Genomic DNA, 12,470 nt, shown 5'->3' with positions numbered 1-12,470 from the left:
TTGCCTCCTTATCCCTCGCCGTAAGGCGCTGATAAGGAAAGAATTCCGACTCATCCGGGGATTGGGAACAGCAAAGGTTGCACAACCTGTTGCTGAACTCGCATGGCCGCGAAATTCAGCCGATACGGGTGGTGAGCAACTTGAGATGCCCGCTCCGGGCGAGCCAACGGGCGCGTTCCAGGTGGGTCGAATAGACGCTGCGCGCGCGGTCGGGCTCGGCTGCTGCATCGATTTCGAACAGAATATCAACAGCTTCCCGCCAGTCGGCGCCCTCTGCATCCGCGTCCAGAAGGCGCAGGTAAAGCCGGACATGCGCCAGGTCATAAGCGGTCGGCATGTCGCCCGGAGGCGGAGCATCCTGTTGGGGATGTTTTTTCACAGGCTTTTCTGGCAGCTGTTGAAGTTCTTCTACTATGCGGCACTAACGTGTTTGTGAATACTTGGGAACGCTAGCGATCGTCTCGTGGACCCTGCGGCCCTACAGTATCCTCATACATGAGCATGACCCCAAATCCTCGATCCGATTGCATGAGGACGATCCCATTGGTTTCGAGGACCCGCCTGACCTGATCGCGCGTAGTCTCATACACCTCGAAGCCGCTTTCGGACTCGAGGCGTTTGAGTGCGGTCAGTGATATGCGGGCCTTGTCCGCGAGCGTCTCCTGAGTCCATCCGAGCAACGCGCGTGCGGCCCGCGACTGTCGGGCGGTGATCATTGTGTGATCACCTCCCACGCCGGCGGCCGACCGCGCCAGAACTACGACTATTTTAGTCGCTTTCCGGGTTTCGGTCCAGTGTTAAGGCGCTGATATGCTCCTGTAATCCGAGAAGCCGCCAAACTGATTCGGATTTTGAGGCTTACTTCTGGTGGACTGGATGCCGGTCAGAGGTTGGTAGCCGAACGCCGGAATTGAGCTCACCGTGACTTTGACGCACTCACCGAGAGAACACCGACTCTCCAAGCGCATTGAGATGCGCCATGGCCGCGCCGCCGATGAACAGGCCCCCGATCCCACCAAGCACGTTCAAAGCGACGGTGGAGTCGATGGCGTTCTTGGTGATGCCGTAGACGAGTGCATAGCCGGCGACGGTCGCGGGTATTGCAAAGAGGGCAAGGGCGACGAGCCGGAAATACGGGTTCTTCGCGAAGCCGAGGACGGCGAGGACGAAACCGACAGACAGGATCGCCGCGCCAAGGGCGGCAAGAGCCGACATCCAGAAACCGGCGTCGGAGGCAAAGACATATTGGAAGACCGTCAGGCCGACCATGAAGGGCAGGGCGTAGACCGCGAAGTTGAACGCGATGACGCAAGCGGCAATGGTGAGCGAGATTGCGAGCAGAATCAAGAACATCGGAGCCTCCGCGCGAACGATACGGGATCACGACAGGCTGCCTGGAGATACGCACCGCCTGCGACTGAGGTTGCTTCGCCGGTTCTTCGTGTCGGTTTCATAGTGCACTCTTGGCGTGCTGCGTCAAGGATGCCCCGGCGGCTTTCCGCCGGGGCTAGGCGGCGCTCACGCGCCGCCGTCGAACTTCATGACCGGGATGCCGAGCCTGCGCGCCTTGTCGGCCAGATTCTCCTGGATGCCGCTTCCGGGAAAGACCAAGATGCCGACCGGCAGGACGTCAAGCATCTGGTCGTTACGCTTGAAGGGCGCGGCCTTGCCGTGCTTCGCCCAGTCGGGCCGGAAGGCGACCTGCGGCACACCGCGGTGATCTGCCCAGCGGGAGGCGATAAGCTCCGCCCCCTTCGGCGAGCCGCCGTGCAGGAGCACCATCTCCGCGTGCTTGGCACGGACCTGGTCGAGCTTCGCCCAGATCAGCCGGTGGTCGTTGTAGTCGGCGCCGCCGGTCACGGCCACCTTCGGTCCGGTCGGCAGCATCACTTCGGTCTCGGCCCGGCGTTTGGCGGCAAGGTAGTCGCGGCTGTCGATCAGCGCCGCGGTCAAATTGCGGTGGTTGACCATCGAGCCGGTGCGGGGCCGCCAGTTGCTGCCGGTGTGATGCTCGAAAGCCTCGGCGGCGAGGTCGCGGAAGAGTTCCATGCTTGCCCGCCGCTCGATCAGGGTCTGCCCCTCGGCCGTGAGGCGTTCGAGTTCGACCGACTTCACCTCGCTGCCGTCCTGTTCCCGCTGAAGCCGGTGCTGCGACCGCTCGTTGTCGTCGAGATCGCGTTCGACCCGGCTGGTGGCGCGGTGGAAGAGATTGACGGCTCCCCAGAGCAGTTCTTCGAGATCGGGTTCCAGGCGCGTATCGCCGAGCGTCGCGACGAGGGCGTCGAAGATGTCGGTGACGGCAGCGGCGACGGTATTGCCCTCGGGCAGCGGCCGGGGATCGGGTTCGTCCTGGAACGGGCGCCAGCCGTAGAGCTGGAGTTCGGCGAGGGCGTGAGCGGTCTGGGAGGAGGTGTGGGCCGGCTCGGCGCCTGCATAGTCGGTTTCGCGTGTCATCGGTAGCATCCTTCGTCTGGAGACCGCGCCCATCGCGGCCTTCGCAGGCGTCGAAGCGCACGGGCGGGACGGGTTGGCAGCCCTCGCCCGCTCCGCGAGGGCCTTGATGGCCGGGAGCGGACTATTTTTACTTTCGCGATGCAAAGGCGGGGCTCGCCCCGCCGGCGGAAAATAGTCCGCTCCCGGCCATTGCCTGCCCGTCCCGTTTGTGCGCCGATCGCCCTCTCCGAAGGCCGTGGGAGCGGGACTCTCCGACGAAGGATGCGCCTGCCGATGGCGACAGAGCGAAACCGGCAGGCGCCGGGATGGGCCGCGCCTCCGGGTCCGATCCGGTCTCACCTCTCCATGAACCGGCGGGCGTCGCCAGGATGAAGCTGATCCTTTAGGGCCGCGCGGAGGGCGTCGGCGCCGTGGCGTCGCAGATCATCGTTGAAATCGCCCTCACGCGGCGTGAGCGATATCGCCTCGATCCCGAAGCTCGCTGCTCTGGCGAGCAGGCTGTCTCTGGCGCCATCACCAGGCGGGTCGCGATCTCGCAAGACATAGAGCCGGCGCAGGCGCGGCGGGAACAGGATGGCAGCGAGGTGAGCGGCCGAGAGCGCCGCCAGCATCGGCATGTGGGGCAGAACCTGACGGGGCGACAGCACGGTCTCGATGCCCTCGCCGACGGCGAGCACCTCATCGGCAGCGCCGAAGCGGACCCCGTGCCCGAGTAGGTCGCCCATCGCCCGCCGCGGCGTCTCGACAGCAGCCTTGCCGGAACCGTCAGGGGCGAGCCAGGTGCGATGCGCGCCGGTCTGCTGGCCGGCAAGATCCGTGACGGCAGCCACGAGCGCCGGTCTGATCTCGGTGGGCGAATGCTCGTCGGGCCGGTAGTAGCACCGGGGATGGAAGCGCAGCGCGGCGGTTCCAAAGAGGAGGGTGATCGCCCGCCCGCCCAGGTAGATCTCCGCGAGCGTGCCGCTGATCGGCTGGGCCATGGCGAAGAGGCGGCGCGACGCTTCGGGCGAACCGGCCGCAGGGCTGGGCGTGCTGCCGGTCGGCGTCCTGGTCTTTTCCGGCTCGGGATGCGGCAGGGCGAGAAACCGGCGCGCTTCCTCGGCCACGTCCTTGAAGTCGGCGAGACCGAGCGCCTCGCGGATGACGTCGAGCAGATCGCCATGCTCCCCGGTCGATGCGTCGGTCCACTTCCCTGCCGCACCCTTGCCGGCTTCCGGCCCGGTCAGGCGCACGAACATCGAGCGACCGGGCGTGTTCTGCACATCGCCCACAAGCCAATATCGTCCGGCGCGATGGCCGGACGACAGATAGTAGCGGCAGACCGCCTCGGCTTCGCGGCCAAGGCGTATCGCCAGTTCGGCTGCATCGTGCCGTGGCATCAGGCTGCCTCCCGCTCGGAGATGCGCTCGACCGGCCAGCGGTCGAGGACCCGGCCGAGCACCGCGATGCCGGCCGCGTCGACCGGCACGAACATCCGCAGGCGCCACGAGATGATCTCGTGAAAGAGGCCGTAGGCGGTAAGGCGCTGGCGCATGCTGTCGGTAAAGTCCGTGAGTTCGATGCGGTTGGCACCCATGACCCGGACCCGGCGAAGCTGCATGCCTTCGGCGAGATCGAGGATCGTCCGACCCTCCGTGAGCGCCGCGAAGGCTTCCTCCGGCGTGATGGAAGCGATGCCGGTCGTGGTCGCATTGGCCGCCCAGGCCGGCGAGACCTTGCGGCCGATGATGCGCTCGCCGGCATCGGTCTGGAGCCGATAGACGCGGGTGGACTCGTTAGGCAGCCGCTTCCAGATCGGCAGCAGCAAGCCCGTGACCATATGGAGCGTGCTATCGGCGAACTCGGGCACATCGGCGACCTCAGTCTGCCAGGCCGATGCGAAAGCGCTGCGATCCGCCTCGACCCAATGGGTCTCGCCCATCATCCTGACCGGGACATTGAGGGCCTCCATCGGCCGGATCAGCCGCACACGGCGCTCGATCTCGCCGGTGTCGTCCAGCATGATGCTCGTGGTGGGAATCTGCACCGCCGCGCGGCCCGAACGTTCGTTGACCAGCAGCTTCGCGCGCGGGTCAACGAGTTCGGCCAGCGCACCATCCAGCGTTACCGGCTGGTTGCGCCTGCGCTCGGTGATCGTCAGCAGGCAGGTTTCAGCGCCAGTGCGGGGGTGGGTGTAGATCACCTGCCGGCCGGTGACGACGAACGACTCCGCCCGCAGCGTCTCCAGCCCGGCGTCATAGGTGCCGGACGCAATAGCCCCCTCGATCCGCGCGGCCAGCAACTGCTCGAAGGCGCTGGAAAGGATATTCTGAAGCTCGATGGTCAGTGCCAGCTGCCGGTTCAAATACGTGGTGATCGACGGCAAATCGTCCTTGATGCCATTGCTGTCCATCAGCTTCAGCCCGGTCGCGGCCTCGAACCGCTCCAGCGAACATCCTTCGACCTTGCCGCGGACCAGCAGCAGATAGAGCTGGCGCAGCGCGTCACGTGCGTAGTGCGATTCCAGGTTGTCCTCGGGCCGGAAAAGGCCCTGGCCGCCGGTCTGGCGCTGGCCGCGCGTGATCGCGCCCAGCGTATCGAGGCGGCGGGCGATGGTCGAAAGGAATCGCTTTTCCGCCTTCACATTGGTCGAAACCGGCCGGAAGAGGGGCGGTTGCCGTTGGTTCGTCCGATGCGTCCTGCCCAGGCCCTGGATGGCGCTGTCAGCTTTCCAGCCCGCTTCGAGCAGATAATGGACACGCAGCCGGGTATTCTTCGCCGAGAGCTCGGCATGATAGGACCGCCCCGTGCCGCCGGCGTCACTGAACACCAGAACCCGTTTGGCATCGTCCATGAAGGCTTGGGTTTCGGACAGGTTGGCCGAACCCGCGCGGTTCTCCACCACGAGGCGATCGATGGTGACGCCGCGCTTGCGGACGATCCGGCGCGAGCGGCCCGTCACTTCGGCCACCGTGCCGGTCCCGAAATGCTGGATCAGCTGGTCCAGGGCGCCGGGGACCGGCGGCAGGCAGGCAAGGCTGGCGATCATCTCGTCGCGTCGCGCCACGGCCTCCCGGCTTTCGACCGGCTGACCGTCGCGAAAGACCGGCCGCGAGGACAGGTTGCCCTCGGAATCCGTGAACGGCTCGTAGAGCTGGGTCGGGAAGCTGTGCTTGAGGTAGTCCAGGACATACTCGCGAGGCGACAGGTCCAGCTTCAGATCGCCCCATTCCTCGGTGGGGATCTCCGCCAGCCGCCGTTCCATCAGCGCCTCGCCGGTCGAGACGATCTGGACGACGGCCGAATGGCCCGCTTCCAGATCGGCGGTGATCGAACGGAGCAGCGTCGGGGTCTTCATCGACGTCAAGAGGTGCCCGAAGAACCTTTGCTTCGTGCTCTCAAACGCCGAGCGCGCGGCGGATTTCGCCTGCCTGTTCAGCGTGCCCGAGCCCCCATCGCCGCCGGTGATGTTGGCGGCCTTCATCGCCGCGTCCAGGTTGTTGTGGATGACCGAGAACGAGTCGGCATAGCTGTCGTAGATGCGGATCTGCTCCGGCGTCAGCTCATGGTCGAGCGACTCGTATTCGACGCCTTTGAACGACAGCGAGCGGGCGGTGTAGAGGCCGAGCGCCCGAAGGTCGCGCGCCAGCACCTCCATCGCCGCGACGCCCCCGGCTTCAACGGCCTCGATGAACTCGGCCCTGGTCGAGAACGGAAAGTCCTCGCCACCCCACAGGCCCAATCTCTGCGCATAGGCGAGGTTGTGGACGGTGGTGGCACCGGTGGCCGAGACATAAACCACCCGGGCCTGCGGCAGGGCATGCTGGAGGCGCAGCCCGGCCCGACCCTGCTGGCTGGCGGCGACATCGCCGCGTTCTCCCCTGCCCCCGGCGGCATTGGCCATGGCATGCGCCTCGTCGAAGATGATCACCCCATCACTGTCGGAGCCCAACCATTCGACGATCTGCTTGACCCGCGATACCCTTTCGCCGCGATCATCAGACCGTAGCGTAGCAAAGGTTAGAAAAAGGACACCTTCGTTCAGCGTGATCGGCTTGCCTTGGGGGAATCGCGAGAGCGGGGTGACCAGCAACCGCTCCATGCCGAGGGCCGACCAGTCGCGCTGCGCATCTTCCAGGAGCTTGTCGGACTTGCTGATCCAGAGGGCGCGGCGCCGGCCCTGCATCCAGTTGTCGAGGATGATGGCGGCCGCCTCCCGGCCCTTGCCGACGCCGGTGCCGTCGCCGATCATGTAGCCCTGCCGGAAGCGACAGGCGCCCTCGGCACCCTCCGGCGCGGCCGACAGGGTGTCGAAGGTATCGTCCACCGTCCAGGCCCCGGCGAGGTAACCCGCATGGGCCTCGCCGGCATAGATCACGGTCTCCAGCTGCGCTTCGGACAGCTTGTCGACAATGTCCGGGGGCAGCACCGGCCGATAGCTGGGCTTCGGCGGCGCGATGCTCGCCATCGAGGCGGATTGCACGAGTTGGGTCGGATGCGCCTGCGCCCCGGCGATGCGGATGGTCTGAAGCCCGTAATCCTCATAGATAGCATCCGAGAGACGAGCACCCTCGGCCGGTGCCCAATCCACGGTCTCGTAGGCGAGGGGCACACCCTCCGGGTCAGACCTGGGCGCGGCAGGTGCGGCGGCGCGTGCCACCCGGCTGACAGAACCGCGCACCGTGCGGGGCGCGGCGGGCTGCGCCACCGGCACGGCCAGGCCAGGATCGACCGGCAGCCGGGCGGGAAGCTGGTCCGCCAACCAACCCATCAGCGTCGCCACGTCCGGCGCGACACCGGACGCGGCCGGAAAGACAGCGGGATCATCGGCCGGCATCTTGTCGATGACGGTGAGCCGCGTCGGGATGGTGGTGCCGTGCTTGGCATAGACCGAACCGTCGACAGCGGCCGAGAAGACGACGCGGCCGCGTTCCTGCAGCCGGGTCCAGGAGGCGGTCCAGGCCGGATTGTCGGGTGCGAAGCTCGCCCCGGTGATGGTCACGAGCCGCCCGCCGGGCGCGAGGCGTGCCAGCGCCGAGGCGACATGGCGGAAGGCGGCATCGGCGATGCGGCCCTCGACATGGGCCATGACCGAGAACGGCGGGTTCATCAGCACAACCGTCGGGATCAGGCCGGGATCGAGGTGATCGTCGATCTGGGCGGCATCGACGCGGGTGACGGGAAGAGCCGGAAAGAGAGAAGACAAGATGTCGGCGCGGGTCTCGGCGAGTTCGTTGAGCAGGAGCGCGCCGCCGGCGATCTCGGCCAGGATGGCGAGGAGCCCGGTCCCGGCCGAAGGCTCCAGCACCCGGTCGGCGGGCGTGATCGCCGCCGCCGTCGCCGCGACGAAACCGAGCTGGATCGGGGTGCTGAACTGCTGGAAGGTCTGGCTTTCCTCGGACCGGCGCGTGTGCGTGGGCAACAGCCCGGCGATCTTGCCGAGCTGCGGCAGGACAGCCGCCGGAGACCCGGCTTTGCGGAAAAGCGCCTTTCCGTATTTGCGCAGGAAGAGGACGGTGGCTGCCTCGCAGGCGTCGTAGGCGGTTTTCCAGGTCCAGGCGCCGCTGGCATCGGAGGCGCCGAAGGCGGCTTCCATCGCCCGGCGCAGGGTGGCGGCATCGACGCGCTGGCCGCGTTCGAGATGCGGCAGCAACATCCCGGCGGCGGAGAAAACAGAGGCGGCCGTTTCGGCGTCATGGTCGAACGGAAGCGGCGCGGTGGCGGAGGCCACCGCGGAAGCGGGGATCATGTTCATCGGGATACCTCGGATGGATGTAGGGGAATGGGCTCCGCGGATCGCTCTCTTCGCCGCACGGATCCGCGCCCTCCCCGGCCCGCCTCTCGCTCTCGGGTGAGGTATCGCGGGAAGGGGAGCGCGCCCCGACGGGAGGCCGGAGCGCATCACGGCATCAGTCGATGGCCTGGTAGATCGCAGCTGCCTCGGCATGGATGGTGGCGTAGTCGTAGAGACGACCATAGCCTTCCGCGAGTTCGTCGTCGTCGTAGCGGAAGGACAGGTGCGAGAAGGCGAAGAGCGTGGCGATGATCCCGGCAGCATCGGCCGAAACCTCGCCCTCGAAGCCGTTGCCTTCGCAGAAGAGGCGGTAGCGGGGCTTCGAGGTCGGTCCGAGATAGAGCGGCTGGCCGTCGAGCTCGTAGAAGTCCCAGAGCCCGCCGCCATAGTCGCTGGGGCAGAGGGTTTCCATGAAGTGGAAGACGGTGTGTTCGCCGATGATGAGCAGGCGCGGGCCGAAGAGGCGCGGCAGGAAATCCATGCGGCGATTGTCGGGAACGCGGGTTGCGGATTGAGAAGCCAGTTCGGGCAGGGTCATGTTCGGTCTCCGAGAGGGAAAGGGACACCTGCCGGACCACCCTCTCTCAGCCTGTCCGGAGGCACCCTCTACCGGCCCTCCTCTCCCTCGTCCGACGGACTTGAATTGGACCATTATCTGGACCATCTTGCGCAAACATGCGGACGAAGGTCGGAGTGATGTGATGAGGGTTTCTGTCACCGAAGCGAAAGGACAGCTCACCGAACTGGTGAAACGGGCGGAAGCCGGCGACGAGGTGATCCTGACCCGGCGGGGTCACGAGGTCGCTCGCCTCGTGCCCTTTGCCGCGGCGGCGACCCCGAAAGGGCGGCGGGCGCTGATGGAGCGGGTCCGCGCTGCAGCGCGGAGCAAGGCGCTGCCCGGCGCCGATGCCGCCCGTAGCCAGGATTTCCTCTACGGCGAGGACGGGATGCCGACATGATCGTTGTCGACACCTCGGCGCTGATGGCCATCGTGCTGGACGAGCCGCAATCCGAGGCCTGCATGGCGGCAATAGAGGCCGCAGATGGCCTGCTGATCTCGGCCGGGACTGTGGCCGAGACGCTGATCGTGGCCGGGCGCCGCAATGTCGGAGAAGAGGCCGCAGTTCTGATAGACGGCCTGGGGTTCGAGGTCGTCTCCGTCACGGAGGCTTCGGCACGCAGGATTGCTGAAGCCTATGCCCGCTGGGGCAAGGGCGTTCACCCCGCCGGTCTCAATTATGGCGACTGTTTTACCTATGAGGTCGCCGCAGAGCGCGGCTGCCCGTTGCTCTTCGTCGGCGACGACTTCTCTCAGACGGATCTGCGGTCGGTGCTGTCAGATGCTGGCGATCCATGACCCTTGTGGAGTTGCATTGCTTTGGATCAAGGGCCGATGCGTCAGGCGCAGCCCACCGAACGTCAGCCGAAGTTGACCCTCTGGACACGATGCAGCCGCCGCCTTTGGGGAGATTGCGGCCGTTCACCCCAAGCAGTCCCTGCCGTCCGTCTTGTCGCAAGTGGTAAGAACCATCCGACAAAGACATGCGACACGAGAATCCCTGATTTCCCGGGGGCGGCGATCTGTTGCAGGTTTCAGGAATTACGCGACAGCGCTTAGACCGGGATTTCCGTGGTTAGCTTGATCGTCTGCATCGGGATTTCGGTTTTGATGCTGCGCACGCCCTTGATGCGGCCAAGGTGTTCCATCTGAAAGGCCCTGTAGGCGTCGAGATCGGGCGCAACGACACGCAGGATGAAATCGCAGTCGCCCGCCATGAGCTGACATTCAACGATCTGCGGCAGCTTCCTGACTGCCTCGACAAAGGGAGCAACGGTGTCCTCATCTTGGCCGGTGAGCCACACGCGGGCGAACACCGTCAGCCCCATGCTGACCTTCGCCGGATCGAGCAAGGCGACGTAGCGGGCTATCACGCCCGAATCCTCAAGCATCCGCACCCGACGCAGGCAGGGCGACGGCGACAACCCGACCTTTTCGGCCAGCTCGATATTCTGAACACGGCCGTCCCGCTGAAGAACTTGCAGGATAGCCCGGTCGATGCGGTCCAGCTTCGTTGGCATGTGATTCCACCAAAACGCCGGTTCTTGGCATTCAATGTCAATCCTGAACGAACACTAGCAATATACGCAATCAAATTCGATCTGTTTTGAACTAGAACGCCACAAATCGGCGCAAGCGCGCTATAGGTGACCACGGATTTGGGTTTATGAGCAATGCGGACGTAAGAGACGGGGATGTGTTGGCAGCCCGGGCGCCGGCCGAGTTCCGGCGTGGCCTGCGCGACGCTTTTCCCGTCATGCTGGGCTTCGTGCCGTTCGCCCTCGTTCTCGGCTCGCAAGCCGTGCAGAAGGGTTTCAGCGCTGTCGAAGTGCCGTTGATGACCGGGCTGAACTTCGGCGGCGGCTCCGAGTTTGCAGCGCTCGCCCTCTGGACTTCCCCGCCCTATGTCGCGCTGATCGTCGCTGTCACCTTTCTGGTGAACAGCCGGCATCTTCTCATGGGCGCGGCGCTCTCGCCGTTCCTGCGTCACATGCCCCGTCGCAAGGCTTTGGCGTTGCTGTTCCTCATGTGCGATGAGAGCTGGGCGATGGGGCTTGCCGACGCCCGCAAGCGCGGCGCGTTTTCGGTGGGCTACTATCTCGGCGTTGCCCTCTGCCTATATCTCTTCTGGATCATCGGAACCACTGTCGGGGCGCTCGTCGGCCCGGTCCTCGGGGACATTGAACGCTATGGCTTCGACATGGCGTTCCCTGCCGTCTTTCTGGTGATGCTGGCGGGCATGTGGAAAGGGCCAGCGGCGGCCCGCCCGTGGCTTGTCAGCCTGGTCGTCGCCGGGGCGGCCTACGCGCTTGTCGATGGCGCGTGGTATGTGCCGGCCGGGGCTATTTCAGGTGTCGCCGCCGCTTGGGTTCTGGCGAGGCCGTGATGCTCGATCCGATCTACGTCCTGACCATCGTGCTGATGGCCGTCGTCACCTACCTGACGCGCATCGGCGGCTATGTTTTCCTGCGCAACCGCACGTTCAGCCCGCGTATGGCGGCCGTGCTGGAAAGCGCGCCGGGCTGCGTCCTCATCACCGTGATCGCCCCTCATTTCGTGAGCAAGAATCCGGCGGACTTGGCCGCACTCGCGATCACGATGATTGCCGCGACAAGGCTTTCCGTCCTGCCGACCGTGCTGATAGCAATGGCGTCGGCCGGTATCCTTCGGAATTTGATCGCATGACGACACTGACGACGCGCGACCACCACATTCAGACGGAGCGCGGCAAGATCTTTGCCCGGCGCTGGCTCTACGCATCCGATGTTTCGCAGGATCGCGCGCCGATCCTGCTCTTTCACGAATCCCTTGGCTGTATCGACCTGTGGCGCGGATTCCCGGAAAAGCTCGCCCTTACAACAGGCCGCCCGGTTATCGCTTATGATCGCCTCGGCTTCGGCCGCTCGGACCCCTATCCGGGGGAACTGGACGTGCATTTCGTTTCCGAGGAAGCCGAAACAATCGTGCCTTTGCTGCGGGACCAGCTCGAAATCGCCCGCTTTGTGGTCTGCGGCCATAGCGTCGGCGGCGGCATGGCCATCGCAACGGCCGCGCGATTTCCGAACGACTGCACGGCTCTTGTCACGATGGGCGCGCAAGCCTTTGCGGAACGGCACACACTGGACGGGATTCGCCTCGCCAGAGCCGAGTATGCCAAGCCGGAAAACCTCGCCCGCCTGAAGAAGTATCACGGCGACAAAGCCAAATGGGTTGTCGATGCGTGGATTGAAACGTGGCTCGACCCTGCATTTGCTGACTGGAATCTTGATGATGCAATCGCCCGCGTCCGCTGTCCGGTGCTGGCAGTTCATGGCGGGCAGGATGAATATGGCTCGACCGAGCATCCCCGACGCATCGCTGACGGGCGTGGGACCGTCGAGATTCTTCCCGGCGTTGGGCATGTTCCCTATCGGGAAAACGAGCAGGCGGTTCTTGCGCTGATAGGGCAGTTCCTTTCTGGCATCTAGCGCAGGGCGGTGCCCGCTTGTCGCAAAAATCCCGAAACCTGCGACAACCTGCTCTGCCGCCAGTCTACCATAGGTTTGAGATCGCTGGATTCCATTGTCCGCTATGGGGCACTTCGCGACGGCTCTGATGCTGTGACCGCCCCCCGACGGCATCTCTGTGCCAAGGTGGGTCTGGGACGATCCACAAGAGGGGAGCGGTCATGTCGGAGATTAGCAC

At 65.2% G+C, this 12,470-nt stretch carries 13 protein-coding genes; 5 read left to right on the top strand and 8 right to left on the bottom strand.

Annotated features, from left to right (window positions below):
• Positions 1-115 precede the first annotated feature (115 nt).
• The 7 genes from ACFQXB_RS19400 to ACFQXB_RS19370 all read right to left on the bottom strand — a co-directional run bounded on the left by ACFQXB_RS19400 (position 116) and on the right by ACFQXB_RS19370 (position 8,765).
• Entirely contained in the window at positions 116-379 is a 264-nt protein-coding gene (locus ACFQXB_RS19400) for a DNA -binding domain-containing protein (protein WP_377406877.1), read from the bottom strand.
• Between the two features lie 70 nt (positions 380-449).
• Complete coding sequence (locus ACFQXB_RS19395) at positions 450-716, bottom strand: helix-turn-helix domain-containing protein (RefSeq protein ID WP_377406876.1); 267 nt, start codon at positions 714-716, stop codon at positions 450-452.
• Between the two features lie 220 nt (positions 717-936).
• Positions 937-1,353 carry a hypothetical protein gene (locus ACFQXB_RS19390; protein ID WP_377406875.1) on the bottom strand — a complete coding sequence of 139 codons (417 nt, stop codon included), beginning with the start codon at positions 1,351-1,353 and terminating at the stop codon, positions 937-939.
• A gap of 165 nt (positions 1,354-1,518) precedes the next feature.
• A complete protein-coding gene (locus ACFQXB_RS19385; RefSeq protein WP_377406874.1) occupies positions 1,519-2,454 on the bottom strand; it encodes a DUF2493 domain-containing protein in 936 nt (311 codons plus the stop codon).
• 335 nt (positions 2,455-2,789) lie between these two features.
• Positions 2,790-3,833, bottom strand: coding sequence for a DUF7146 domain-containing protein (locus tag ACFQXB_RS19380; protein ID WP_377406873.1), 1,044 nt, complete (start codon positions 3,831-3,833; stop codon positions 2,790-2,792).
• A complete protein-coding gene (locus ACFQXB_RS19375; RefSeq protein WP_377406872.1) occupies positions 3,833-8,188 on the bottom strand; it encodes a strawberry notch-like NTP hydrolase domain-containing protein in 4,356 nt (1,451 codons plus the stop codon). Before ACFQXB_RS19375 ends, ACFQXB_RS19380 begins: the two co-directional genes overlap by 1 nt.
• 154 nt (positions 8,189-8,342) lie before the next feature.
• Positions 8,343-8,765 carry an antirestriction protein gene (locus ACFQXB_RS19370; RefSeq protein WP_377406871.1) on the bottom strand — a complete coding sequence of 141 codons (423 nt, stop codon included), beginning with the start codon at positions 8,763-8,765 and terminating at the stop codon, positions 8,343-8,345.
• A 163-nt stretch (positions 8,766-8,928) separates the two neighbouring features.
• Between ACFQXB_RS19370 and ACFQXB_RS19365 the strand changes: the two genes are divergently transcribed.
• Complete coding sequence (locus tag ACFQXB_RS19365) at positions 8,929-9,186, top strand: type II toxin-antitoxin system Phd/YefM family antitoxin (protein WP_377406870.1); 258 nt, start codon at positions 8,929-8,931, stop codon at positions 9,184-9,186.
• The gene (locus tag ACFQXB_RS19360; protein WP_377406869.1) at positions 9,183-9,584 is read left to right on the top strand and encodes a type II toxin-antitoxin system VapC family toxin; all 402 of its coding nucleotides are present in this window, start codon (positions 9,183-9,185) and stop codon (positions 9,582-9,584) included. The genes ACFQXB_RS19365 and ACFQXB_RS19360 overlap by 4 nt, the downstream gene beginning before the upstream one ends.
• Before the next feature lie 257 nt (positions 9,585-9,841).
• On the opposite strand, the gene ACFQXB_RS19355 is transcribed toward ACFQXB_RS19360, so the two are convergent.
• Positions 9,842-10,306, bottom strand: a complete 465-nt coding sequence (locus tag ACFQXB_RS19355) for an Lrp/AsnC family transcriptional regulator (RefSeq protein ID WP_377406868.1) — start codon at positions 10,304-10,306, stop codon at positions 9,842-9,844.
• A 146-nt stretch (positions 10,307-10,452) separates the two neighbouring features.
• Between ACFQXB_RS19355 and ACFQXB_RS19350 the strand changes: the two genes are divergently transcribed.
• From ACFQXB_RS19350 to ACFQXB_RS19340, 3 genes are read left to right on the top strand one after another with little or no spacing between them, the layout of a single operon-like run.
• On the top strand, positions 10,453-11,172 hold the full coding sequence (locus tag ACFQXB_RS19350; protein ID WP_377406867.1) for an AzlC family ABC transporter permease: 720 nt from the start codon (positions 10,453-10,455) through the stop codon (positions 11,170-11,172).
• The gene (locus ACFQXB_RS19345; RefSeq protein ID WP_377406866.1) at positions 11,172-11,471 is read left to right on the top strand and encodes an AzlD family protein; all 300 of its coding nucleotides are present in this window, start codon (positions 11,172-11,174) and stop codon (positions 11,469-11,471) included. Before ACFQXB_RS19350 ends, ACFQXB_RS19345 begins: the two co-directional genes overlap by 1 nt.
• Positions 11,468-12,253: an alpha/beta fold hydrolase gene (locus ACFQXB_RS19340; protein ID WP_377406865.1), complete on the top strand. Its 786-nt coding sequence runs from the start codon at positions 11,468-11,470 to the stop codon at positions 12,251-12,253. The genes ACFQXB_RS19345 and ACFQXB_RS19340 overlap by 4 nt, the downstream gene beginning before the upstream one ends.
• Positions 12,254-12,470: the final 217 nt, after the last annotated feature.

Source organism: Halodurantibacterium daqingense (genome assembly GCF_042666235.1).
Lineage (GTDB): Bacteria > Pseudomonadota > Alphaproteobacteria > Rhodobacterales > Rhodobacteraceae > Halodurantibacterium > Halodurantibacterium daqingensis.
Note: the sequence above shows the minus strand (reverse complement) of the source record. Positions and strands in the feature narration are given on the sequence as shown.